Source organism: Planotetraspora sp. GP83, assembly GCF_041262585.1.
Classification (GTDB): Bacteria; Actinomycetota; Actinomycetes; order Streptosporangiales; family Streptosporangiaceae; genus JAOEGB01.
This window is the reverse complement of the sequence record NZ_JBGCBZ010000024.1, coordinates 1-24,573: the sequence shown is the minus strand read 5'-3', so window position 1 is coordinate 24,573 and position 24,573 is coordinate 1. Positions and strand designations below refer to the sequence as shown.

16 protein-coding genes, 2 tRNA genes and 1 pseudogene are annotated in these 24,573 nt (G+C 69.1%); 15 read left to right on the top strand and 4 right to left on the bottom strand.

The features are described 5' to 3' along the window. Positions 1–202: 202 nt before the first annotated feature. Positions 203–1,483, bottom strand: a complete 1,281-nt coding sequence (locus ABH927_RS27760) for a pilin (RefSeq protein ID WP_370026314.1) — start codon at positions 1,481–1,483, stop codon at positions 203–205. A 274-nt stretch (positions 1,484–1,757) separates the two neighbouring features. On the opposite strand from ABH927_RS27760, the gene ABH927_RS27755 reads away from it, so the two are divergent. From ABH927_RS27755 to ABH927_RS27745, 3 genes are all read left to right on the top strand, one after another. After that, positions 1,758–2,270 carry an XF1762 family protein gene (locus ABH927_RS27755; RefSeq protein WP_370026312.1) on the top strand — a complete coding sequence of 171 codons (513 nt, stop codon included), beginning with the start codon at positions 1,758–1,760 and terminating at the stop codon, positions 2,268–2,270. Continuing rightward, positions 2,267–3,298 (top strand): site-specific DNA-methyltransferase, encoded by a 1,032-nt coding sequence (locus tag ABH927_RS27750; protein ID WP_370026310.1) that lies wholly within the window; start codon positions 2,267–2,269, stop codon positions 3,296–3,298. The genes ABH927_RS27755 and ABH927_RS27750 overlap by 4 nt, the downstream gene beginning before the upstream one ends. 217 nt (positions 3,299–3,515) lie before the next feature. Beyond that, a complete protein-coding gene (locus ABH927_RS27745; protein WP_370026309.1) occupies positions 3,516–5,183 on the top strand; it encodes a recombinase family protein in 1,668 nt (555 codons plus the stop codon). On the opposite strand, the gene ABH927_RS27740 is transcribed toward ABH927_RS27745, so the two are convergent. Next, positions 5,162–5,250, bottom strand: a tRNA-Leu gene (locus ABH927_RS27740). The genes ABH927_RS27745 and ABH927_RS27740 overlap by 22 nt on opposite strands. Before the next feature lie 308 nt (positions 5,251–5,558). Here ABH927_RS27740 and ABH927_RS27735 point away from each other — a divergent pair. The 3 genes from ABH927_RS27735 to ABH927_RS27725 all read left to right on the top strand — a co-directional run bounded on the left by ABH927_RS27735 (position 5,559) and on the right by ABH927_RS27725 (position 10,020). Continuing rightward, positions 5,559–6,857, top strand: a complete 1,299-nt coding sequence (locus ABH927_RS27735; RefSeq protein ID WP_370026307.1) for a M20/M25/M40 family metallo-hydrolase — start codon at positions 5,559–5,561, stop codon at positions 6,855–6,857. A gap of 94 nt (positions 6,858–6,951) precedes the next feature. Next, on the top strand, positions 6,952–7,590 hold the full coding sequence (locus tag ABH927_RS27730; protein ID WP_370026305.1) for a hypothetical protein: 639 nt from the start codon (positions 6,952–6,954) through the stop codon (positions 7,588–7,590). Between the two features lie 279 nt (positions 7,591–7,869). Next, on the top strand, positions 7,870–10,020 hold the full coding sequence (locus ABH927_RS27725; protein ID WP_370026303.1) for a chaplin family protein: 2,151 nt from the start codon (positions 7,870–7,872) through the stop codon (positions 10,018–10,020). A 496-nt stretch (positions 10,021–10,516) separates the two neighbouring features. On the opposite strand, the gene ABH927_RS27720 is transcribed toward ABH927_RS27725, so the two are convergent. Beyond that, a complete protein-coding gene (locus tag ABH927_RS27720) occupies positions 10,517–10,702 on the bottom strand; it encodes a DUF5703 family protein (RefSeq protein ID WP_261582526.1) in 186 nt (61 codons plus the stop codon). Between the two features lie 337 nt (positions 10,703–11,039). Here ABH927_RS27720 and topA point away from each other — a divergent pair, with 337 nt between their 5' ends. The 6 genes from topA (at position 11,040) to ABH927_RS27690 (ending at position 20,958) form a co-directional block, all read left to right on the top strand. Then, on the top strand, positions 11,040–13,751 hold the full coding sequence (gene topA, locus ABH927_RS27715; protein WP_370026300.1) for a type I DNA topoisomerase: 2,712 nt from the start codon (positions 11,040–11,042) through the stop codon (positions 13,749–13,751). 258 nt (positions 13,752–14,009) lie between these two features. Then, complete coding sequence (gene tmk / locus ABH927_RS27710) at positions 14,010–16,067, top strand: dTMP kinase (RefSeq protein ID WP_370026298.1); 2,058 nt, start codon at positions 14,010–14,012, stop codon at positions 16,065–16,067. Between the two features lie 92 nt (positions 16,068–16,159). Next, positions 16,160–17,344 carry a DNA polymerase III subunit delta' gene (locus ABH927_RS27705; RefSeq protein ID WP_370026296.1) on the top strand — a complete coding sequence of 395 codons (1,185 nt, stop codon included), beginning with the start codon at positions 16,160–16,162 and terminating at the stop codon, positions 17,342–17,344. Positions 17,345–17,547: 203 nt separating this feature from the next. Then, entirely contained in the window at positions 17,548–18,063 is a 516-nt protein-coding gene (locus ABH927_RS27700; RefSeq protein WP_370026442.1) for a SigE family RNA polymerase sigma factor, read from the top strand. After that, positions 18,060–19,961 carry a hypothetical protein gene (locus tag ABH927_RS27695; protein WP_370026294.1) on the top strand — a complete coding sequence of 634 codons (1,902 nt, stop codon included), beginning with the start codon at positions 18,060–18,062 and terminating at the stop codon, positions 19,959–19,961. Before ABH927_RS27700 ends, ABH927_RS27695 begins: the two co-directional genes overlap by 4 nt. Positions 19,962–20,115: 154 nt before the next feature. Then, entirely contained in the window at positions 20,116–20,958 is an 843-nt protein-coding gene (locus ABH927_RS27690; protein ID WP_370026440.1) for a stage 0 sporulation family protein, read from the top strand. 54 nt (positions 20,959–21,012) lie between these two features. On the opposite strand, the pseudogene ABH927_RS27685 reads toward ABH927_RS27690, so the two are convergent. After that, positions 21,013–21,255: pseudogene (locus ABH927_RS27685) on the bottom strand (hypothetical protein); the annotation flags it as partial. Between the two features lie 175 nt (positions 21,256–21,430). On the opposite strand from ABH927_RS27685, the gene ABH927_RS27680 reads away from it, so the two are divergent. The 3 genes from ABH927_RS27680 to ABH927_RS27670 all read left to right on the top strand — a co-directional run bounded on the left by ABH927_RS27680 (position 21,431) and on the right by ABH927_RS27670 (position 24,014). Next, positions 21,431–22,963 carry an alpha/beta hydrolase gene (locus ABH927_RS27680; RefSeq protein ID WP_370026293.1) on the top strand — a complete coding sequence of 511 codons (1,533 nt, stop codon included), beginning with the start codon at positions 21,431–21,433 and terminating at the stop codon, positions 22,961–22,963. Between the two features lie 58 nt (positions 22,964–23,021). Beyond that, positions 23,022–23,098, top strand: a tRNA-Thr gene (locus ABH927_RS27675). A gap of 424 nt (positions 23,099–23,522) precedes the next feature. Continuing rightward, on the top strand, positions 23,523–24,014 hold the full coding sequence (locus tag ABH927_RS27670; RefSeq protein WP_370026291.1) for a hypothetical protein: 492 nt from the start codon (positions 23,523–23,525) through the stop codon (positions 24,012–24,014). Positions 24,015–24,573: the final 559 nt, after the last annotated feature.

The following is a 24,573-nucleotide window of genomic DNA, read 5'->3' as shown; positions in this document are numbered from 1 at the left end:
GTGACGACGGCAGCGGCGACGACCAGCAATACTGCCGTACGCGAAAGTGAGCGGCGGACGACCGCCGCACGATCGGCTGCAGGCTGTCTTGCTGCCACCCGGGCAGCAGACAGGGAAATCGCGCCAGCAGAGCGCCGGGCGTCCGGCCATCTCAGGTCGGCCGAGCCGGTGAAGCGCGGTCGAAAGCGGAGAGCCATCGGGTTCACCCGACGATGCGCTTGAGGACGCTCACGAAGAGCGGAGCCAGCACCGCGAGGGCGTAGCCGAACGCTGCCGCCTTCAGCGCCGCCTTGGCCTTCTGGACCTCGCCGGGATCACCACCGGCTATGAGGTAACGAAGACCACCGACGGTCAGCATCAGCGTGGCCAGCGTCGCCAGGATGCCGATCAGCCAGTTCCGCAGGTTCGTGAAAACCGAGTTGAGGTCCGACGGCGCGGCGGCCATCGGGGAAGCGGCAAACGCACCCGTTGCCACGACGGTAATCACCAGGGCGGCGATTGCCGTTGTGGCCAGGACCCAGGAGGCAATCTCACGTCGGGAAGGTCTCCTGCGCCGGGAGTGGCAGCCGATTTGCCGCGCCGCACACTGCTGTCTGGAGCTGTGGAGGCGGCCGGCTCGTACGGACGGGTGGTTGGGAGAGATCCGCGCGGAGCCAGGGGTGGTGTCCCTGCCTCCCTTCGGGTCGGTTGCCGTATGTGCATCCGGAGTTCCCTGGCTCCGCGCGGAAGCCGTGTGTGCTTCTCCTGTGGCCGGAGAAGCGATCGGGGGAAAGAAGGTGGATTCGGATTCCTGTCGCCACAGGCCGTTGATCAGCGACATGTCCCGGCGGCTCTGCGGCCGAGTGACCGATCCGAGGTCCCGCAGGGGCACGTCGTGCAGCCGCGTCAGGCTGATCAACTCGGCGTCCAGCTCGCTGAGTACGCCCTCGGCCACCGCCTCGATCAGTACCAGGTCGGGGTGGTACCAGGGGCGTGGCGGAGGCATTGGCTCGCCGGCCGGACAGTGCCGCCTGGCCGTGGCGGCGATGTGGCGCCTGGCGTGCTCGCCGGCGAAGCGGGCCGACTCACACAGACGAGGGCGGACATCGGGCAGGCGGGTGTCCACACGGTGGAGGGCCCGCAGATAGCCCGCCAGGATCGCGATGTCGATGTCCACAGGGTCGCCGCACACCAGGTCACGGGTCAGCGCTATCGCGATCCTGCGAAGTGCCGGGACGGCCATCCCGACGGCCGCGACCGTCCAGGTCGACCTGGACTGGCGGGCACGTGCGACCAGTTCGCGCCAGACGGCGTCACGCGTGTCGTCGGTGATGTCGCGGCTGGTGAGCAGCACTCGCAACTCGCGCAGGCATACCGGTCCCCGGGGCAGGCCGGAGGCCAGTGGAGTGCAGTTCAGGGACAGCGCGCCTGGGCCGGTCGTCAGCAGCCGAAACGAGGTCTCCGCGGTGTCCAGGGGCGATTCAGCGAGGCGATGTGCGCTCATGTCGTGCTCCGGGTCGAGAAAGGGTCCGTGGTCTCGAAACCGGTGTACGCACCGCCTCAGAAACGACTCAGAGAAAAGCTGAGTATTCGCTCAGAAATTTCTCAGATCCTCGGCATTCTGACCGGCCCGACGGCGTCTGAGCACGACCTTCTAAGCCCGCCCGCTCGGCTTCTGAGCAAGCTCTGAGCCCGCTGCTTGCCTGGTCACGCACCGCCAGGCCGTTGCTCACGGCCTTGGCGGCGCGCATCCGGAAAAGACGTGTCCCGACAACGCAATGGAGAACTGGAATGGCATTCCCAAGAACGCCGACAGCGGCAGGCTGACCAACGCGGAAAACTGGCGTCTGGTGATTTCACCGGTCGCGATCCAGACCGCGCGAGCATTCACCGCCTGGACGCACCGCTACCTCACCCCGCCGATCTCGGCCGAGTTCGTCATCGGTGTCCAGAACAGCGACGCAACCCTGGTGGGTGTCGTGTTCGTCGACAGACCCGATTGCTGGGTCTTCGACGACGGCGGCACAGCCGAGATCGTCTGCCTGTCCACCGACGGCACGCCCAACGCCTGCTCGGCGTTGCTGGGCGCCGCCTGGCGGGCAGCCAGGGCGAAGGGCTACCGACGGCTGATCGCCCACACCCGCGTCGACGAGCCCGGCACCAGCCTGCTGGCCGCCGGGTTCCGCCTCGTCCCCCGCACGCTCACGTGGCAGGCCTACAGCCGTAGCACTCAGGGAGACGACACAGCCCGCGTGCTGTGGGAGCTCCGGGACACCGGAGGTCGCCGATGACCGGGCTGCGCGAGCCGTACTGGAGCGACCAACAGGCGGCTATCTACTGCGGGGACGCGCGTGAGGTGCTGGCCGAGATGCCGAACTGTTCGGTGAACTGCATCGTCACCAGCCCGCCGTACTGGGGGCTGCGGCACTACTGCGACGGCCAGTACGGCCAAGAGCCCACACCGGCGGCATACGTCGAGAACCTCCGGGCTACCTTCGCGGAGGCGCGCCGGGTGCTTGCTGACGACGGCACCTGCTGGCTGAACCTGGGCGACGTCTATTCGGCGAACTCCGACGGCTGGGCCCGGGGCGAGGACTACAACCCTCAGCAGCCTGAGGTACGGCCCAAGGCCCGGCTTGCCGTACCGCCGAAGAACCTGCTCGGCATGCCATGGCGCGTCGCTTTCGCCCTCCAGGAGGACGGGTGGATCCTCAGGAACGCCATCGTGTGGAGCAAGACGAACGCGATGCCGCAGTCCGTCCGCGACCGGATGTCGAACCGGTATGAGCTGATCTTCCTGCTCGTCAAGCAGCGGCACTACTGGTTCGACCTCGACCCGATCCGCCAGTCCTACACCGGCGACCGGTCGATCACCAGGCGCGCGCGATCCGGGGGCAACAAGCCGAACAGCATCACCACCGCATGGCCCCCTCCCGGCAAGTACGGCACCGACGCGGAAGACTCGGCCGGCGCGCGGCACGGGGCCGCGATGCGGCCCACGGGAGAGCGGCATGCCGCCGCTCACCCCAACGGCAGGAACCCCGGGGACGTCTGGTCGATCCCCACCCGGCCACTGCGCGCGGCGCACTTCGCGGCATTCCCGATCGACATCCCACTCCGGGCGATTGCCGCCAGCTGCCGCCCCGGTGGCACCGTGCTGGACCCGTTCACCGGCAGCGGCACCACCGGCATTGCCGCACGGCAACTCGGACGGAAGTTCGCCGGCATCGAGCTCAACGCCGACTACTGCGAACTCGCCCGAACCCGGCTCCTCGCCTCCGCAGGCGCGGTATTCCCGGCAGGAGGCGAGGGTGACTGAACAGCCACAAAGGGCCTGCTCAGGGCCTCCTGAATCAGACTCACCGGCGTACCCTGCAGGGCCCGGAAGCGCTGCAGAGGAAACCAAGAGGGTCGAGATCGAACTGCCCGACGAGCGTCCGCCGCTCACTGCGGAGCTCGCGCGGGCGCTGCTCAGCCTCTTGGTTGAGGTACATATCCAGCGGCACGGCCGCCCTTACGCATGACTTAGGAGGAACATGACGACGTTCGGCTTCTATGGCAGGGTCTCAACTGAGGATCAGCAAGATCCTGATTCGTCTCGGGCTTGGCAGCTCACCCGCGCAAAGACCCTCGTTGAACCCCGCGGCGGGGTGATCGTCGCCGAGTACTTCGATATCAGCCATACACGAGCACTGCCGTGGAAGCGGCGTCCCCAGGCAGCGGCTCTCCTTGACGCTCTTCGTCGACCTGATCGGGGTTTCGACGCGGTCGTGATAGGAGAGCCGCACCGTGCCTTCTACGACAACCAGTTCGGCCTCACCTTCCCGCTCTTTCATCACTTCAGTGTCTCGCTGTGGGTGCCAGAGATTGGTGGTCCGATCGATCCGAACAATGAGGCTCATGACCTCGTGATGAGCGTCTTTGGAGGGATGAGCAAGGCGGAACGCAATCGGATCAAGATCCGTGTCCGGACGGCGATGGCCGCCCAGGCGCAGATCGAGGGGCGCTACCTCGGTGGTCGACCACCCTATGGCTATCGCTTGGTCGACCTCGGCCCTCACCCGAACCCAGCGAAGGCTGCGGACGGTAAACGGCTCTTCGGCCTGGCACCCGATGCCGTGACGGCCGAGGTCGTGAAGCGAATTTTCACCGAGTATGCGGCGGGGCACGGGCTATTCGCCATCGCGGAAGGACTTACAAAGGACGGGATCCTGTCACCGGCAGCTCAAGATCCCCAACGGAACCGACATCGCTCCGGTATCGCCTGGTCCAAGTACGCGGTTCGGGCGATGCTCCTTAACCCGCGCTATACCGGCTATCAGGTATGGAACAAGCAGCGTACCGATGAGGTACTGCTCGATGTGGAGGATGTGGCACTCGGCCATACCTCCAAGATGCGCTGGAACGGCAAGGACGCCTGGGTCTGGTCGGACAAGCCGGTGCACGAGCCGCTGATCGACATGGAGATGTTCGAACGCGTCCAGGAGATCATGGGCGGTCGGGGCCGTGGCCCCGCGGTGCACAAGCCGCATAGGGCTCGCCACGACTACATCCTGCGCGGCTGCGTCTTCTGTGGAGTTTGTCAGCGCCGGATGGAAGGGCACTGGGCGAACAAGATGCCCTACTACCGTTGCCGGTTCCCTCAGGAGTACGCGATCGCTAACAAGATCCGCCACCCGCGGAACGTCTGCCTGCGCGAGGATGCGATCTTGCCCAGCTTGGACCACTGGCTGGCGCTGGAGTTCTCGCCTGGGCGGATCCAGACCACAATCGATGCCCTACTGGCCGTCGCCGACGTGCCGAAGGCCGACGCCGCGCTCGTAGAGGAGGCGAACCGCCGGATCGCCGAGTGTGATCGCAAGCTGAACCAGTACCGAGCCGCACTCGACGCCGGTGGAGACCCCGTCGTGATCTCTGAGTGGATTAAGCAGATCCAGGGCGAGCGCGCCGGGGCGCTCGCGATGATGCGCGAGGCCGACTCCAAGCCGACTGTCACGAGAGATCAACTCGCCCGCACGATCGAGAACCTAGGAGACATAGTGAAGACCTTGCAGGATGGCAGCGCTGAGAAGCGAAGCACGGTCTACAGGAGCATCGGCCTCAAGGCGGTCTATGACCCAGAAACTCAGAAGGTGCGGGCCTCAATAGACCTCGCACCTTCGGATCCCCATTGGGATTTGGTTGGTGTCCGAGGGGGGACTTGAACCCCCATGCCCATCACTGGGCACTAGCACCTCAAGCTAGCGCGTCTGCCTATTCCGCCACCCGGACTTGGTGCCTGACGCGGGACCGTCATCTCGCGTCGGCTGATACAGATTAGCACTGTCCAATGCCTGGTTCATACCGAGAATCGAGCGCCCAGCGACACGCGCCGAGGCCGAGGTGAACGAGCGGCCTGGCTAACGGCAGGATGGAGGGCGCAAGCGGCTACAGGACGGCAAGCCGTACAGGGCCGCGCTACATGTGAGACGGCCTGCCGTACCCGGACCGCCAGGCGCAGAACACGGCAGGCAGGTGCGGGGACCGCAGGCCGTACAGAGACCGCCAGCCGGACACGGCAGCGAGTGTGAGGAGGCGCAATGACCCCACTGAGCGGCGAGGACGAGGTTGTCGAGCTGTGCCGCGACCTGATCCGCATCGACTCCACGAACGCGGGGGACAACGCCGGCCCCGGGGAGCGGAAGGCCGCGGAGTACGTGGCGGCGAAGCTCGCCGACGTGGGCCTCGAACCGCGCGTCCTCGAGTCGGACACCGGCAGGGCCAGCGTGATCGCCCGCATCGAGGGCGCCGCCCCGGAGAGGGACGCGCTGCTCCTCCACGGTCACCTGGACGTCGTGCCGTTCAACGCGTCCGACTGGACACACCACCCGCTGAGCGGCGAGATCGCCGACGGCTGCGTCTGGGGGCGCGGGGCGGTGGACATGAAGGACATGGACGCGATGATCCTCGCGGTCGTACGGCAGCGGCTCAGCGGCGGGCGGAGGCCGCCGAGGGATGTCGTGCTGGCCTTCACCGCCGACGAGGAGGCCGGAGGCCATTACGGCGCGCAGTGGCTGGTCAACGAGCGCCCGGACGTGTTCGAGGGCTGCACCGAGGCGATCGGCGAGGTCGGCGGCTTCAGTGTGACCATCGGCGACAAGGGGCGGCTTTACTTGATCGAGGCCGCCGAGAAGGGCATCGCCTGGATGCGGCTGACAGCCAAGGGACGGGCCGGCCACGGTTCGATGCTCAACAACGAGAACGCCGTGACGGAGCTCGCCGAGGCGGTCGCACGCCTTGGCCGCTACCAGTGGCCGGTCCGGCTCACGTCGACGGTTCAGGCGTTCTTCGAGGAGGTCTTCGAGGTCGAGGTGAAGGCCGAGGACGCCGAGGCAGCGGTGGCCCAGCTCGGTCCGCTCGCCCGCATGATCGGCGCCGCTCTCCAGAACACGGTCAACCCGACGATGCTCCAGGCGGGCTACAAGGCCAACGTCATCCCGCAGGAGGCGACGGCGCACGTGGACGGGCGGTTCCTGCCCGGCTACGAGGACGAGTTCTTCCAGACCGTCGACGAGTTGCTGGGGCCGAACGTCACCAGGGAGTTCGTCTACCACGACGTCGCGGTGGAGACCGCGTTCAAGGGCCCCCTGGTAAAGGCGATGGCCGACGCGCTGCACGAGGAGGACCCCGGCTCCAAGGCCGTGCCGTACACGCTCAGTGGAGGCACCGACCTCAAGGCGTTCAGCCGCCTGGGCATCCGCGGGTACGGCTTCGCGCCGCTTCAGCTCCCTCCGGACTTGGACTTCTCAGGGATGTTCCATGGCGTCGACGAGCGCGTTCCGGTTGATTCGCTCCGGTTTGGGGTGCGGGTCCTTGACCGTTTCCTCGATTACTGCTGAGAAATCTGTTGCGATCACGTGGCGTGCCGCTACAGTGACTCTGCGTTGAGGGTTGAATCCGCACCGGGCGGACTCGACGGACTCGGGAGGTTACGTGACGCACACGCCGGAGGAGCAGCGGGGGGCAGCGATGCCCGCCGCTGGCCTGTGCGTGGACGTCACGGTGCCCGGGTCCGGCAGGGGAGATCGGATGGCGCGGTTCGCGGCCGGCTCCCGTCTGGGCCGCCTGCTGGTCATCGGCGGGCTGATCGCCGCCGGATGGCTGCTTGGCGTGATCTTCAATGTCTTCGGCACGGCGACGTCCGTGGCCGAGACGGCACCCTCACATGTCACTGCCGGATCGGTGCTCGCCGATCATTTCCCCACAGCGGGCTCCGGCGGATCGCTCACAGCGAGTCCCGGCGGAGCCTCCACGGCGGGTTCCGATGGTTTCCCCACGGCGAGTGACAACGCCTCCATGAACGCCTCGATGAACGCCGAGGCCATGGCCGGGCGTACGGTTGACGGGCTCACCAGCCAGTCGAAGCCCGTGCTCCCATCACCGTCCACCGCCGACCACGCCCCGGGTGACCATGGTCTGGTCCCCCAGGCGAGCGGTGGATCCATCTTGTTCGGGGATGTCGCGCGGCCGGTCTTCGAGCCGCGTCTCACGCACCTGCCCGCCCCCCTGGCGGCAGTGCTTCCCCCGGTGGTCCGCACAGCGGCGGACGACCCATCTTTCTCTCCTGACTGATCCCGCCTCCGCGCCGGTCGCTCTTCGACCGTGACCGGCGCCGGAGCCTGCCCTCGACCGTGGACATCCGGTCTGGCAACCGGGAGTCCGGTCTCGGACCACCGTCTCGGGACATCCGGTCTCGGTCCGGTCTCGGAGCATCCGGTCTCGCGGGGCCCGTGCGGGTGACGCGGAATCTCTTCACCCTCGTGACGGTCCACAGCCTCGCTGTGCCTTTGGCGTGGACATCTGTCGCGAGCTGTCAGGTAACCCCCTTAAGAACTATTAGGAGCATTCATTATGCGAACGTGGGCGAAGGGCTCGGCTCCCGCGGCGTTTCTCGCCGTCGGCGTCATGACCCTTGGCAGCGGTACGGCTCTCGCCGACACCGGTGGCAACGGCTCGATCGGTGGCGGCAACCAGGTCAACCTGCCCGTAACGCTGCCGATCGACATCAGCGGGAACGCCGTGGGCGTCGCCGGCGAGTCGAGCGCCTCGTCCCAGGGCGGCGCGTCCGTCGAGGGGGCGAGCGGCGGCATCGCGAACCGGACCTCCGGCAACGGCAGCATCCTCGGTGGCAACCAGGTGAACGCCCCCGTCACCGCCCCGATCAACGCGTGCGGCAATGCCGTGTCGCTGTTCGGCCGGTCCGACGCGGGCTGCAAGGGCGGCGCGACGGTCAGGGGCTCCCGCAGGGGCGGGGTCGGCGGCAACGTCACCAACGGCGACCACAGCCTGCTGGGCGGCAACCAGATCATCGCGCCGATCACGGCTCCGATCAACGCGTGCGGCAACGCCGTGGCGATCTTCGGTGACGCCACCGCCGGCTGCAGGGGCGGCGCCTCCGTCCGGAACGCCGGGGGCGGTGCCGGTGGCAACCGCACGTCCGGGCGCTCTTCGATCCTCGGCGGCAACCAGGTCATAGCGCCGATCACGGCTCCGATCAACGTCTGCGGCAACTCCGTCGCGGTCCTCGGCGAGGCCTTCTCCGGCTGCAGGGGCGGCTCGTCCGTCGAGCCGGGGGGGCACTACTGGCCCGGCCACGGCTGGCGTCACGGTGGCCACGGGGGTCACGGCTGGGGTCACGGCTGGGGTCACGGCTGGGGTCACGGCGGTCACGGCTACGGAGGCGGCCACTGGCACGGCCACCCCGGCTCGACCGGCAACGACACCGACGGCCGTTTCGCCGCCGGCAGCGGCAACCAGGTGATCGGGCCGATCACGGGTCCGGTCAACGTCTGCGGCAACGCGGTCGGCCACGGCAGCGGGAGCTGCAAGGGCGGCTCCTCCATCAGCATCGTGCGGCCGGGCAACTGGGCCGGTGGCAACCGCACCGACGGGCGCTCCTCGATCCTGGGCGGCAACCAGGTGGTCGCGCCGATCATCCTGCCGGTCAACATCTGCGGAAACGCCGTGGCGATCGCCGGAGAGGCCTTCGCAGGCTGCCGCGGCGGCGCGTCGGTGCAGGGCGGCTGGGGCCGGCACTGGGGCCACTGGGGCCACTGGGGCGCCGGACACAACACCACCTCGGGCCGCTCTTCGATCCTGGGGGGCAACCAGGTCGTCGCGCCGATCACGGCTCCGATCAACGTGTGCGGCAACGCGGTCGCCGTTCTGGGCCGGTCGGACGCGCACTGCAAGGGCGGCGCGTCGGTCATCGGCGGCGTCGGCGGGGGCCGCAACACCACCTCCGGCAAGTACGGCATCCTGGCGGGCAACCAGGTCGTCGCGCCGATCACGGCTCCGATCAACGTGTGCGGCAACGCGGTCGCGGTCCTCGGCGACGCCGCCGCGGGCTGCCTGGGCGGCGCTCGCGTCGGCAGCCACGGCCACGGCGGCCACCACCACGGCGGCTACTGGGCCCGTTCGGAGACCCGCGGCGTCGCCTCCCGGGGTGGCGCGCTCCTGCCCGCTCTCCCAGGGGTCCCGGCTCTGTCCGGGCTCAAGGAGGCCAGCGGCGTTCCCCAGCAGATGAGCGCCGCCGCGGCGCCGTCCGCGCCGGTCATGGGCGACCTGCCCAACATGCTGGGCCTTCCGGAGTTGCCGAGCGTGCCGGGCGCGCCCGCCGCTTCCCCCGCCGGCCACGCCGCCACGACCAGCAAGGGCTCCCCGGTGCCGCCGGCGGTGTCCCAGGTCACCGGGTCGCTGCCCGTCAACGGCGCCCTCGACCAGGCGACCGGCGCGCTCCCCGCGAACGGCCTCGGCCAGACCACCAAGGGCCTGCCGGTCAACGGTGTGGAGCAGGTCACCAAGGGCCTCCCGGTGAACGGTGTCGACCAGGCGACCGACGCCCTGCCCCTCAAGAACCTCGGCCTGATGAGCGCCGAGCAGCCGGTCGGCGTGACCGGGATGAACCCCGGCTCGTTCGCCGCGCTGGTTCTCGGCGCGATGTTCGCCGCCTCGGCGACCCTGTTCGCCGCTACCCGCCGCTTCCGCTTCGGCCGGAAGTAAGGGATATATCACTCGCCCGCGCCATGGAGGTGGCCCGGCGGCCAGCCAGCCGCCGGAGCTCCGCGGCCAGTCAGCCGCCGGAGACTCGGCGGCGAACCGGCCGCCTGAGTGACACCCGGCGCGGGCGACGAGGGACGCTCGCCCGCATCCAGCGGAGGTGAGCACAGAAGCTTTGCCCGTTCCGGGGGCGCGGCCCGGGGCGGGCAAAGCGCTTTTGCCTGCCCATGCCCATCAAGCCCATCAAGGCCCATCCAAGGCCCCATCAAGCCCATCCAGGCCCCGTCAAAGCCCATCCAAGCTCGGCCACGCCTAACGATGAACTGTGCCCAACACACTGCCCAACGAACTGCCCTTGGCCTGCGGCTACGCCCCTCACGCCTGACGTCACGCCTTACCTCGCGCATGGCCTGGGCGCTGTGTCGTACGTCGTGGTGGCGCTTGGAGGTACTGTGCGTGGTCTGAGGTCTCTATATCTGGTTTGACGTGTATGTATTGGTCACATCGTTCGGGCGGCACGTATGATCCTGCGACGCAGCCAGACGCGTCTGCTCCCGTCGGGATACAGTCGCAGCCGGTCGAGCTCCCAGTTTCCATACTCGGCGTGCTCGGTCAACATTTGCCTGGCCACTTCACGCGAGGTGCCACGCGGTAGATAGAGCTCCAAGTAGGAGTAGTCGAGCACAGCGGTTAGTCTCCGAGGGGCGTGCTAGGTAAACCCGATGGCCTCTATTCTGCGTCCTCGTGGATAACAGGTCCAGGCGGGTTACATTCCCGGACAGAACCGGGTAGCCCGAGGGGGAAGGACTTGCGGTGCCAGGTACGTTCAAGGCGGCCCCTGGCTTCCTCCTGTCCGGGGGGTCACGGGACCGGGCGGCCGGGGCCGGGGGGCTTCGGGCCGCGAGCACGAGGAACCACGACGCCGGGGAGCACGGGAACTACGGGCTCTGAAAGCACGGAGTTTGGCAAGACAGGGCCCGGAAGCACGGGGAACGACAGCGAACAGCGAGGTAGGAAGCAGCGTGCCAGCCAATAACGGCAACGCCGGCGGAACCCGCCTGGTGATCGTGGAGTCGCCTGCCAAGGCGAAGACGATCGCCGGGTACCTCGGGCGCGGCTACATCGTGGAGTCCAGCATCGGTCACATCCGGGACCTGCCGGAGAAGGCCGACGACATTCCCGAGAAGTACAAGGGAGAGGCCTGGGCCCGCCTCGGCGTGAACGTCGACCACGAGTTCGAGCCCCTCTATGTCGTCAACCCGGACAAGAAGTCCCAGGTCTCCAAGCTGAAGCAGCTTCTGAAGGAAGCCGACGAGCTTTACCTGGCCACTGACGAGGACCGCGAGGGCGAGGCCATCGCGTGGCACCTGCGCGAGGTGCTGAAGCCCAAGGTGCCGGTGCACCGGATGGTCTTCCACGAGATCACCCCGCACGCCATCCAGGACGCGGTGTCCAACCCCCGCGACCTGAACCTTCGGCTGGTCGACGCCCAGGAGACCCGGCGCATCCTCGACCGCCTGTACGGCTACGAGGTCAGTCCGGTCCTGTGGAAGAAGGTCAAGCCCAGGCTGTCGGCCGGCCGGGTGCAGTCCGTCGCGACCCGGCTGGTGGTCGAGCGCGAGCGGGAGCGGATGGCGTTCACCGCCGCCAACTACTGGGACCTCCAGGCCCTTTTCGACACCGGCCGCGCGGCCGACGACCCGAGCACGTTCACGGCCACGCTGACCGGTGTGGACGGCAAGCGGGTCGCGCAGGGCCGCGACTTCGCCTCCACCGGCAGGCTGAAGAGCAACGACGTCCTCCACCTCGACGAGGCGTCCGCCACGGCTCTCGTGGGCAGGCTCCAGGGTGCGTCGTACGCCGTCAGGTCCGTCGAGCGCAAGCCGTACACGCGCAAGCCGTACGCGCCGTTCCGGACGACGACGCTGCAGCAGGAGGCGAGCCGGAAGCTGGGCTTCTCCGCCAAGTACACGATGCAGATCGCCCAGCGGCTCTACGAGAACGGGTTCATCACCTACATGCGTACCGACAGCATCACGCTGTCGGAGACCGCCGTCACCGCCGCCCGCAGCCAGGCGATCAAGCTGTACGGCTCGGCCTATGTGCCCGACAAGCCCCGGGTCTACACGAGCAAGGTCAAGAACGCCCAGGAGGCCCACGAGGCGATCCGGCCGTCCGGTGAGGAGTTCCGCACGCCCGGCGAGACCGGCCTCGCCGGGGACATGTTCCGGCTCTACGAGCTGATCTGGCAGCGCACGGTCGCCTCCCAGATGAAGGACGCCGTCGGCGAGTCGGTGTCGGTCAAGGTCGTGGGCACTTCGAGCGCCCAGGGCAGTGTCTCCCCGGGGACGACCCCGGACCCCGTGAACGTGGAGTTCAGCGCCACCGGCCGGACGATCACGTTCTACGGGTTCCTCAAGGCGTACGTCGAGGGCGCGGACGACCCGTCCACCGACCGGGACGACTCCGAGAAGCGGCTGCCCAACCTCAGCGAGGGCGACAGGCTCACAGCCGCGGAGCTTAACGCCCTGGGCCACTCGACCAAGCCGCCCGCCCGCTACACCGAGGCGTCGCTGGTCAAGGAGCTGGAGGATCGGGAGATCGGCCGCCCGTCGACCTACGCGTCGATCATCGGGACGATCCTCGACCGGGGGTACGTGTTCAAGAAGGGCACGGCCCTCGTGCCGTCCTTCCTGGCGTTCGCCGTGGTCAACCTGCTTGAGCAGCATTTCGGCAACCTCGTCGACTACGACTTCACGGCCGAGATGGAGAAGGTTCTCGACGACATCGCCAACGACCGGGCCGAGCGGGTGCCCGAGCTGCGCCGGTTCTACTTCGGCGGCGAGGACGGCGACGAGGGCCTCAAGGAGATGGTCACCGACCTGGGCGAGATCGACGCCAAGGAGATCAGCTCCTTCCCGATCAAGGGCAGCGACATCGTGATCAGGGTCGGCCGCTACGGGCCGTACCTCGACCGCGACGGCGCGCGGGTGAACATCCCCGAGGACATGACGCCCGACGAGCTGACCGCGGAGAAGGCCGAGGAGCTGTTCTCCCGCCCGAGCGGCGATCGCGAGCTCGGCGTGGACCCGTCGACCGGCCGGATGATCGTGGCCAAGGATGGCCGGTTCGGGCCGTACGTCACCGAGGTCCTGCCCGAGGAGCCGCCTCCGGCCGACGGCAAGAAGCGGACGAAGAAGGCCGACGCGGTCAAGCCGCGGACCGGCTCCCTGTTCAAGACGATGACCCTGGACACGATCACGCTGGAGCAGGCGCTGAAGCTGCTGACGCTGCCGCGCCTGGTCGGGAACATCGACGGGGAGGAGGTGACCGCGCAGAACGGCAGGTTCGGCCCGTACATCAAGAAGGGCACCGACTCCCGTTCCCTCCCCTCGGAGGACGATCTGCTGACGGTCACCATCGAGCAGGCCAAGGAACTGTTCGCGCAGCCCAAGGCCCGTGGCCGGGGCCGTGCCGCGGCCGCCCCGCCGCTGCGCGAGCTGGGCGACGACCCGAGCTCGAAGAAGCCGGTGGTGGTCAAGGAGGGCCGTTTCGGCCCCTACGTCACCGACGGCGAGACGAACGCCTCGCTCCGCAAGGGCGACACCGTCGAGGACATCACGATCGAGCGGGCGGCCGAGCTGCTGGCCGAGCGCCGGGAGCGCGCACCCGCCCCGAAGCGCACCACGACCAGGGCGAAGCCGACGACCAAGAAGCCGGCAGCCAAGTCCTGAGTGTCCTGAGGGTCCTGAGTGCCTGATCCGTACGGCTCCCGCCCCGGCTCCCAGAAGGGTTCCGGGGCGGGGGAGCCGGGGACCGATCGGGGCCGTACGGACCGCGGGCGTGGCCGTACGGAAAAGTAGCGGGGGGATACATGCGTCCGGACTGCGGGGACACAGCAGACGTAATACCCTCAGGCGACGAGCAGGCAGGGCAAATCCGGCCCGCTCGCCCTTTCCCCAGCCCAGCGAGCACCTGGATACGCTGACATCATGAGCACCCCTGGCCGGGCAGCCAAGCGGCGCAAGGCGCCCCACGTGCTGGCCAACGCGGCGTTCCGCAGGCTCTGGACGGCGATGGCGGTCTGCAGCCTCGGCGACTGGCTCAACATCATCGCGCTGACGGCCCTCGCGGCGAACCTCACCGCCGGATCCGGCTACCAGGCGCAGAGCCTCGCCATCGGCGGCGTCTTCGTCGCGAAGATGCTGCCCGCGATCCTGCTGGGGCCGCTCGCCGGAGCCGTGGCCGACCGGTTCGACCGGCGGCTGACGATGGTGATCGCGGACATCTGCCGCTTCGCGGTGGTGCTGTCGATCCCGCTGGTCGGCAGCTACCAGTGGGTGATCATCGCGACGCTCCTGCTCGAATGCGTGAACCTCTTCTGGGTGCCCGCCAAGGACGCGACCGTTCCCAACCTCGTGGCCAAGGACCGGCTGGAGGAGGCCAACCAGCTCAACCTCCTCGTCACGTACGGCACGGCGCCCGTCGCCGCCGCCCTCTTCGCGATCGTGTCGGCGCTCGCCGGCGTGATGGCCACCGCCATCCCCGGGTTCGGGGCGAAGCCCACCGACCTGGCGCTGGGCCTCAACGCCCTCGCCTACCTGGTGTCCGCGGTCCTGATCTTCACGTTGCGCGAGATCCCCAAGGACCACACCCGGCACGTGTCGACGCCGTCGGTGCTCCGGCAGATCGTGGACGGGTGGCGCTTCGTCGGCGGCAACCGGGTCGTCCGCGGGCTGATCATCGGCATGCTCGGCGCCTTCGCGGCCGGGGGAGCGGTCGTGGGCGTCGCCAAGGCCTACGTCAGCGCCCTGCAGGGAGGCGACGCGGGTTATGGCGCGGTGTTCTGCGCCGTGTTCCTCGGCATGGGGCTGGGCATGTTCTTCGGCCTGCGCCTGCTGCGCGGGCTGTCCCGGCGCCGCCTGTTCGGGCTGTCGATCGTCCTCGCCGGGCTGACGCTCGCCGCCATCGCGCTCATCCCCAACCTGGTGATCGTGGTCATGCTGACCGTGGTGCTGGGCGCCTGCGCCGGCATCGCGTGGATCATCGGCTACACGATGATCGGCCTGGAGGTGGAGGACGGGCTGCGCGGCCGTACGTTCTCGTTCCTGCAGTCTCTGGCCCGCGTCGTGCTGCTGCTCGTGGTGGCCCTGGCGTCCACGCTGGCCGCCGTCTTCGGCAGGCATCTGTTCACGGTCGCCGGGATGAGCTACCGTTTCGACGGCTCGAACCTGGTCCTCGTCGTGGCCGCGTTCCTCGCGGTGATCGTTGGCCTGCTCGCGCTCCGGCACATGGACGACCGGCGCGGCATCCCCATCGGCGTGGACCTGCTCGCCGCGCTGAGGGGCGAGAAGTTCGTCCCGGAGACCATGGAGCAGCCGCGCGGCCTGTTCGTGGCCTTCGAGGGCGGCGAGGGCTCGGGCAAGACCACGCAGTCGCGGCTACTGGCCATCTGGCTGCGCGACCAGGGCTACGACGTGGTGCAGACCCGGGAGCCGGGCTCGACCAAGGTCGGCATGCGGCTGCGCGCGATCCTCCTCGACGCCACCCACCAGGGGCTGTCCGCCCGCTCGGAGACGCTGCTCTACGCCGCCGACCGGGCCGAGCACGTCGAGAAGGTCATTCGGCCGGCGCTCAACCGGGGCTCGACCGTCATCTCCGACCGGTATGTCGACTCGTCGCTGGCCTACCAGGGAGCGGGGCGGGCGCTCGACCTGGAGGAGGTAGCAAAGATCAACTCTTGGGCCACGGGCGGGCTCGTGCCCGACCTGACTGTGCTGATCGACGTGCCGCCGTCGGTCGGGCTCCGCCGGATGGCCTCCCCGGCCGACCGGATCGAGGCCGAGCCGATGGAGTTCCACGAGCGGGTCCGCAGGGAGTTCCGGGCGCTGGCCGCCGCGGACCCGGAGCGATACCTCGTGGTCGACGGCACGCTGCCCCAAGGCGAGTTGTCCCGGCTCATCCAGGACCGGGTGCGGGAGGTCCTTCCCGACCCCGTCCCCCAGGAGGCCGAGGCCGCCACCGGGACCATCCCCGTCATCAGGGACTGACCACCACCCCCCAAGTTGGGAGGTGATCATGCACAGGTTCCCGCGATGGCTTCCGGGGAACCTGTGCATGATCACGGGGGTAGGTTGGAGGGGTGAGTTTCTTCGGCGATCTGGTGGGGCAGGACCGGGCGGTGGCCGTGCTCCGGCAGGCCGCCGCCGCCGCGGCCGAGGCCCTCGCGGGAGGTCGCGGCGCGGGCATGACCCACGCCTGGCTGTTCACCGGCCCGCCCGGATCAGGCCGGTCCAACGCCGCCAAGGCGTTCGCCGCGTCGCTGCTCTGCCCCGACCAGGGATGCGGCCACTGCGACGCGTGCCATCAGGTCGACGTCGGCTCCCATCCCGACGTGACGTGGGTTCGGCCCGAGGGGCTTTCGTACAGCGCGAGACAGACCCGTGAGCTGGTGCTCAAGGGCGCCGGCGCGCCGACCCTCGGACGCTGGCGGATCATGCTCTTCGAGGACGCCGACCGCGCGACCGAGGCGGCGGCGAACGCGCTGCTCAAGGCCATCGAGGAGCCTCCTCCGCGGACGGTCTGGCTGCTCTGCGCGCCCTCTCCCGACGACATGATCATCACGATCCGGTCCCGCTGCCGGGTCATCACGCTGAGCACCCCCTCCACCGAGGCGGTCGCCCACGTCCTGGCCACGAGGGACGGCGTCGCCCCCGACATGGCCCTGTTCGCCGCGCGGGCCGCCCAGGGGCACATCGGGCGGGCGCGCCGGCTGGCCCTCGACGAGGAGGTACGGCGGCGCCGCGAGGATGTGCTCTCCATCCCCAGGTCGCTCTCCGGCGTGGGCGACTGCATCACCGCCGCCGAACGGCTGGTGAAGACCTCCACCGAGGACGCGGACGCCGCGACGACCGCCCTCAACGAGGTCGAGACGACGGAGCTGCGCCAGGTCTACGGCGAGGGCTCGTCGGGCAAGGGCCTCAACAAGGGCCTGGTCCGCGGCGGTGCGGGAGCGCTGAAGGAGCTCGAGACCATGCAGAAGTCACGCGCTACCCGGATCAAGCGTGACTCGCTCGACATCGCCCTGCTCGACCTGGTCGCGTTCTACCGCGATGTGCTGGCCGTACAGTTCGGGGCGCGGATAGAGCTGGCCAACGAGGACCGCAGGCACGAGGTCGAGGCGCTGGCGCGGAGTTCGACGCCCGAGGACACGCTCCGCCGTACGAACGCGATCATGCAGTGCCGCGAACGCCTCACGGCCAACGTCAATCCCCAGATAGCCGTGGAGGCGATGACCCTCGCCCTCCGCGCCCCCACCCCCGCGTGATCATGCACAGCTTCCGCACCACAGGCCCCGACCTCGGCCCACCCCGGGCGTGATCATGCGCGGGTTCCGCGCCGACCGTTCCGACCTGACCTGATGCCGACCGTGATCATGCGTGGGAATGCGAAGCAACCCAGGGGGCGATCTGGCGTCTCTGGTACATGAAGGCCGAAACGCTGGATCTCGACAAACCCCCCGGGGAGCCGATGAGCGCCTCGCCCCCGTCGTCGGCCGCCGCCGACGACACGATCACCGAGCTCTACGCCGAGCACGCGCTCGGGCTCACCCGTCTTGCGCTGATCATGGTCGGTGACCGCGAGAGCGCCGAAGACGTGGTCCAGGAGGCGTTCCTCGGTCTCCACCGTCGTTTCGGCGCCCTTCGGGACCAGGGCAAGGCGCTGTTCTACCTGCGCAGTGCCGTGCTAAACAACGCCAGGACCGTCCTGAGGAGAAGGCGCCTTCCGTCCTGGTTCGCCGGGACGTACGAGCCGCCCGTCTGGTCGGCCGAGTCCGCCATGCTCCTCGGCGCCGAACGGCGCGAGGTCATGGAGGCGCTCCATCGCCTGCCCAGGCGGCAGCGCGAGGCCCTCGTGCTCCGCTACTACGCCGACCTGTCCGAAGAGGAGACGGCCCAGGTCATGGGTGTGAGCCGGGGCACCGTGAAATCCACCACCTCCCGAGCCCTCGACGCGCTCGGCAGCCTGCTTGGGGAAGATCGATGAACGAGCACGACGAGGACATCGTCAACCGGCTCCGTGACGCCACTCATGCCGTGGGCGAGACGATCGACCACGCTCCGGTCCTGAGGCGGGGCGAGAGCCGCAGCCGGAAGAGCGAGAGCCGAACCTGGAAGAGAAGCTGGCTGGTGCCCGTCGCCGCGGCCGCCTCGGTCACGGTCGCGGTCGCCGGGGGAGCGGCCGTCGCCCAGCGCGGCGGCCACGCGGTGAACCTGTCCGCGTCCTCGACGGCCGGTCCGCCCGCCGCGCCGAAGTTCTTCGCCGACGCCCGCCCCGACAAGATCACGATCAGGAGCGTCTCGGACGGATCGGTCACGAACGAGCTCTCCCACCCCTCAGGCGGCGAGTTGTTCTCCGGAATCCAGGCGGCCCAGGACAACCGGCTGTTCTACGTCGCGGCGGGCGCCGCCGACTGCCGTTTCCGGCTCTACCAGTTCGCACTCGACGACGACGGCAAGATCAAGTCGTACGGCGTGCTGCCGTTCACGCCTCCGGAGGGCACCAGGGTGACGTCGCTCGCGGTCAACGGCGACGGGTCCAAGCTGGCCTACGGTCTCGCACCGTGCGGGCCCGGTCACGCGCCGGGCGGCTTGGTGGTCACGGACACCGCGACCGGCGACAGCCGTACGTGGAAGGCGAAGGAGGGGATCGGCGTCCGCGACGTGTCGATGAGCGCGGACGGGCGTTATGTGCTCTTCCGCCGGGGGTCCGCGTTCATCCCGGCGTCGGAACCGGCCGTCGTCCAGCCGTCGCCGCAGCTCTCCGCCGAGGACGACGTGACGGCGAGCGTCTCGCCCCTGCCCCCGTATGAGAGCGAGCTCACCCTGACGGCGACCGCCCCGCCGGCGAGCCCCGCCGAGCCCGTCCAGCCCGCCAAGAGCCCCGGGGAGCCCGTCCAGCCCGCCGGGAGCCCCGGCGGCGACCCCGGAGCGGGTGCCGTGGCGTCCGGCGGTCCCGTGCCACCGTCCCCGGCCGGGTCGCGGCCTTCCGGGCCGCCGACCGCGGAGTCGCACACGGTCACGGTCGACCCCAGCACCGGCGCCGTGGTCAGCGTCGTCGAGGGCGCCCCCGGAGCCGAGGCGACGGACGGCGGTGGGACCGGTGCGGGCGGAAGCTCGCCGGCCGAAGGCCCGTTCGGCTCGTCGGTCACTGTGTTCACGATGTGCTCGTCCTCCCCCTTCGACGACAGCCTCGACCCCGCCGTCCTGCCTCCCGGGGTGTCTCCCGCGGCGTCTCCCGCGGTGCCTACCGGGGTGTCTACCGCGGTGCCTCCCGTGTCGCCGCCCTCGGTGACGATCATCCCTTCCGCGGGCGTCCCGCCGACCTCAGAGGCGCCGGTCCCCCCGCCGGCGTCGGCCGTACCGCCGACCCCCGCGATCCCGGTCACGCCGCCGACGGCGGGGCCCGGGGCCCCCGCCGTCACGGCCGAGAGCGTCTGGACGTGCGCGGACTCCCCGGAGGTGTCGCTGCTCGACACCACCACGACCGGTGACAGCGTCGACCAGGCCCGCACGTTCACGCTCCCGGCCTCGTACGACGGGGTGTCCGGTGGGGTCTTCGGAGTGGCGATCTCGCCGGACGGCACCCGGATCCTCGCCTCGGTCGGCCACGTCGGCGTCCGGATCGTGGACGGCACCCCGCGACCGCTGCCCGGTTCCGCCGGCGTCATCGCGTACGGCACGGCGGACGGGAAACCCGTGGCAGTCGTCTACAAGGACGCCGACAAGGGCGCGATGCGGCAACTCGACCTCGACGGCACCGGCCAGAACGTGATCACGACGCGGAATGGCGACATCGGCGTGATCGACGGATCCGGCTACCGGACAGTGGAAGCGGCCGACGCCGCTGCCACGATGGTCTTCCCCGGCATGATCGCCTGGTAGACGCCGCGCCATCGATCCTCCGGCGGGCCTCTCGCCCACCGGAGGATTGACGGCGCCAACAGATGGTCATGATTGGGTACGGCGGACGCCACGTAAGGTGGGGTTCAGGCGCAAGCCGTACACGATCGAGGAGGGCCGGCTCTTGGGCATGATCATGGCCGTGAGCTTCACTCGTTACGGACGGCTCTACTACCTCGACCCGGGCGGCCACAGTCCCAAGGTGGGCGACAAGGTGCTGGTCCCGACCGACGCGGGGCCCGAGGTGGCCGAGTGTGTGTGGGCACCGCAGTACGTGAGCGAGGACGTCGATGGACTCCCCGTCTGCCAGGGCATCGCCTCCGAGGAGCACCTGAGCCGCGACGAGGGCAACCGCCGTCACCGGGCCGAGGCCCGCAGCGTGTCCAAGCGCCTCATCAAGCGGCACGAGCTGCCCATGAAGGTGGTCGGCATCGATTACCTGGACGCGGACAACGTCTACACGGTCTACTTCTCCGCGCCCCATCGCGTCGACTTCCGCGCTCTCGTCCGCGACCTGGCCCGCAACCTGCGCGCCCGTGTGGAGCTGCGGCAGATCGGCCCTCGTGACGAGGCCAGGCTCCAGGGCGGCATCGGGCCGTGCGGGCGCGACCTGTGCTGTGCGACGTTCCTGAAGGACTTCGAGCCCGTCTCGGTCCGGATGGCCAAGGACCAGGACCTTCCCGTCAACCCGCTCAGGATCGCGGGGGCCTGCGGCCGGTTGATGTGCTGCCTCAAGTACGAGCACCCGCTCTATCAGGAGTTCCGGGCTTCCGCGCCGCGGGTGGGGCTGGCCGTCGAGACGCCCGAGGGCACGGGCACCGTGGTCGGGCACAACGTGCCGTCCGACTCGGTCATCGTCCGCCTCGACGACGGAGGCCGGCGCTGTGCGTGCCCCTCCGCCTCCGTCTGCTCGCCCCGCAAGCAACACGACACGATGTACGGCAAGTCCCAGTCGGTGGCCGTCAGCGATCCCGAGTAGAGGCCCCGGTTTCAGGCCTGCCGTACGTTGGCGAGATGTTGGCGGGTGGTCGGGGCTCAGCACCCGCTCGGAGGCGGCGACCAGCGCCTCCGAGATGGTGACGGCCTCATGCGGCCGTCCCGCGATTTCGTACGCGTTGGCGAGGTTGTGGCGGACGGCCAGGGTGTTGGGGTGATCGAAGCTTGGGAGCCGCGCCGATTCCAGGCAGGCGCGGCATGCGGGTTCCGGGCCGGTCGTGCCCACGACGCTAAGTAGATCTATGCACGTCACGAGCCGCCTACGGGGTGGCCCGGACATAAGATGCGACAGTTATGCGGTCGGTCAGTCCGTCAGTCAAAATCACGCCGAGCTTCAAGCGCCGCGGCGACGTCCCCCGTACCCATCGTCATCCAATTCATCGAGACTCGGGCATTTCTGCCTCCGGAGGCATGAGTTGAACGTATGCACGCCAGAGGTGCGGACGAGGCGAGGCGTGACCCGTCGTTTCGCCGCCGCCGTCGCGGCGCTCGTCCTCGCCGCCGGATGTGCCGCAGGCTGCACCACGGACCAGCGGCAGGGTGCCGAACCGCCGGACGCGCGCCCGACGATCAAGGCGCCGACCCCCGCTCTCCAGCCCTTCTACAGCCAGTCGCCGGCGTGGACGGACTGTGGTGACGGCTTCCAGTGCGCCCGCGTCAAGGTGCCGCTCGACTACACGAAGCCCTCCGGGGAGCGGATCGACATCAGCGTGATCCGCCTGCCCGCGACGGGGAAGCGCATCGGCTCGCTGCTCGTCAATCCCGGCGGCCCGGGCGGATCGGGCATCCAGTACACCCGGGCGGCCCGGTCCGCCTTCACCCCCAACGTGCTGGCGAGGTTCGACATCGTCGGCTTCGACCCTCGCGGTGTGGGCGAATCCTCGCCGGTGACGTGCATGTCGAGCCACGACCTGGACGCCTACGTCGGCCTGGACGCCAGCCCGGACTCGCCGGCGGAGATCAACGCGCTGGAGCAGAGTTCCAAGGCGTTCGCCGAGGGCTGCGAGGCCAAGTCGGGCCGTCTGCTTCCTTTCGTCGGTACGGCTGACGCGGCCAGGGACATGGACGTGCTGCGCGGGGTCGTCGGGGACTCTGGGATGACCTACCTCGGCAAGTCATACGGCACCTACCTTGGCGCGATATATGCGGACCTGTTCCCCAAGAACGTCCGCGCCCTGGTCCTCGACGGAGCCGTCGACCCGGCCGTGCCCTCGCTCAAGGCCAACGAGGTGCAGGCCCGCGGGTTCGAGGTGGCGCTCAGGGCCTTCATCGAGGACTCCCTACGGCAGACCGGCCCCTTCGCCAGTCATACGGCCGACGGGGCGATGGCGGAGGTCGCGCAGCTGCTGAAGCGGGCGGATGAGCACCCTCTGAAGAACGACCTGGGGGACGGCCGCGTGATCAACGAGGCGTGGACGGTCCTCGGCATCGTCACCCCGCTGTACGAGCGCGCCGCCTGGCCGCAACTACGGCAGGCCCTGTCGCACGCCTTCGCCGGAGACGGCACCGACCTGCTGCGCCTGGCCGACATCCTGGTCGACCGGCGGGCTGACGGGTCCTACTCGAACCAGACCGAGTCGAACATGGCGGTCAACTGCCTCGACCACCCGTATCCCAAGTCCATGACGGCCTACGAGAAGGCCGCGGTCAACGCCGAGAGGACGGCTCCGCACTTCGGGGCGACCGTGATGTGGGGCTCGCTTCCCTGCTCCTTCTGGCCCGTCAAGCCAGTCGGCACGGACGAGCCGGTCAGGGCACAGGGAGCGCCGCCGATCCTCGTCGTCGGGACCGTGCGCGACCCCGCCACGCCGTACGAGTGGGCGAAGGGGCTCGCGTCGGAGCTCACCTCCGGCGTCCTGCTGGGGTACGACGGCGACGGCCACACCGCCTACAAGATGGGCTCGAACTGCGTGGACACGGCGGTCGACGACTACATGATCTCCCTCCGGGTGCCCAAGAACGGTACGGTGTGCCCGAAAGCCCCGTAGTCAAGGGCGCGAGAACCCCCGGCGAGCCTGTAGACTCTCGAGTGCCGTCGAACGGCACGCCGCCTTAGCTCAGTCGGCCAGAGCACTTCACTCGTAATGAAGGGGTCAAGGGTTCGATTCCCTTAGGCGGCTCCACCTCAGAGGCCCTCACCGGATACCGGTGAGGGCCTTTTGCCAACCCCCGTGCGCGGGGATCGTCACGAGGTCAGACTGGCGGGCCCGATCTCGGCCGTACCGCTGGGATGTGGGCGATGGACCAGGGGTTCCCGGGCGGCTTGGCATAAAGCACTTACCGAGCACGGCGAGCTGGGAAACGCGTCGCACGGCGTTATCAGAGCCGTGCACGCCCGACTCATCCCTGACCGTCCCGACCGGAACCCGCGTCTGAGCCGCGCTTCGGTCACCCGCTGTGACCTGGGACTTCTCTACTTTGGGACTCATCGCACGGACCCGAGCGGAGGGCCTTCTTACCAACACCTTTGGAACGGGTGGAACGCGCTGGAACGCGCTGGAACGCCCTAAGACTGCGGAGGTGAGCACCTCCGCTGAAGGGAGAAGGATGAAAGGCTTAAACCGTTGGAGTGCAGTGGTCCTGGGCACGGCGGCCGCTGGGGTCCTGCTGTTTCCGAGCGTCGCGCAGGCTGCCTCGGGAAGCGAGGTCGGAGTCGGGGTCGGGCCGACCGACACCTCACGAGGCCTTCCGCCGGGGATTACATCGACACTGCCGTCCCCGTTCTCTGCCGGCGACTGTCAGCAACTGGGGCCCGAGCAGTCGGAGGTTCGCCTGGACAAGCCAGACGCCAGTGGCAGGTCCCGCTTCACCTGGCACGCCCACACATATACACGGCACACGAACAACGCCGACATCTGGCACGGGAGGTTCGTCTTCAGGACGGCGTTCGGCACTCCGGTGCTCACGGTCGGCCCCTTCGACTCGGTGCCGATGCGCGTGACGTTCCGCACCTACACGACCGAGCGAAGCACGCCGGTCGTTGTCGATCCCGCGCTGTTCGACACGATCGCGAAGGTCGACTGGCTCGGCGACTGCTGAGCGTCCAGCGGCCGCTGACAACCCGATTGCGCCTGTGACCCCCTCGCGTGCGCGGGGGTCACGATCGCGAAACCAGGCGGCCCGAATCTGCCGTTTTCCGGTGGCACCCCTTCTACACCAGTTTGATTCACTGAGTCATACGCCCGGCGTGGCGGAAGCCGTTGCGGCCGGCCGAGTCCCTTAGGCGGCTCCAGCTCAGAGGCCCTCACCGGACACCGGTGCGGGCCTTTTGCTTGCCGTACAGCAACGGGGACGGGCCTGGCCTATTCTGCAACGTCAGTCAGCTGCCGAGGGACTTTCGAAGGCGAGAGACCCAGTCGGCGGGCAAGAGATCAGCAGGATGCGTCACATCTCCGAACGGCCTACGCGGATGAAGAGACGGCTGCGGAGCGTGTTCGCGTATGGCGGCCTTGTACTGCATCGAAACGGCGTCGTGGGCCCCCCCCCGCCGGGGGGGGGGGGGGGGGCGGGGGGGGGGGGGGGGCCAACATGGGGGGCGAGCCCGCGTTTTTTTTTTTTTAAAATGGGGGGGGGGGGGGGGGGGGGGGGCCGGGCGGGG

Bases quoted from the DNA above. Each gene is read 5' to 3' on its own strand.
- ABH927_RS27670 (WP_370026291.1), top strand. From the start codon at position 23,523: ATGAAAGGCTTAAACCGTTGGAGTGCAGTGGTCCTGGGCACGGCGGCC.
- ABH927_RS27760 (WP_370026314.1), bottom strand. From the start codon at position 1,483: ATGAGCGCACATCGCCTCGCTGAATCGCCCCTGGACACCGCGGAGACC.
- ABH927_RS27745 (WP_370026309.1), top strand. From the start codon at position 3,516: ATGACGACGTTCGGCTTCTATGGCAGGGTCTCAACTGAGGATCAGCAA.
- tmk (WP_370026298.1), top strand. From the start codon at position 14,010: ATGAGCACCCCTGGCCGGGCAGCCAAGCGGCGCAAGGCGCCCCACGTG.
- ABH927_RS27735 (WP_370026307.1), top strand. From the start codon at position 5,559: ATGACCCCACTGAGCGGCGAGGACGAGGTTGTCGAGCTGTGCCGCGAC.
- ABH927_RS27750 (WP_370026310.1), top strand. From the start codon at position 2,267: ATGACCGGGCTGCGCGAGCCGTACTGGAGCGACCAACAGGCGGCTATC.
- ABH927_RS27690 (WP_370026440.1), top strand. From the start codon at position 20,116: ATGGCCGTGAGCTTCACTCGTTACGGACGGCTCTACTACCTCGACCCG.
- ABH927_RS27725 (WP_370026303.1), top strand. From the start codon at position 7,870: ATGCGAACGTGGGCGAAGGGCTCGGCTCCCGCGGCGTTTCTCGCCGTC.
- ABH927_RS27695 (WP_370026294.1), top strand. From the start codon at position 18,060: ATGAACGAGCACGACGAGGACATCGTCAACCGGCTCCGTGACGCCACT.
- ABH927_RS27755 (WP_370026312.1), top strand. From the start codon at position 1,758: ATGGAGAACTGGAATGGCATTCCCAAGAACGCCGACAGCGGCAGGCTG.
- ABH927_RS27700 (WP_370026442.1), top strand. From the start codon at position 17,548: ATGAGCGCCTCGCCCCCGTCGTCGGCCGCCGCCGACGACACGATCACC.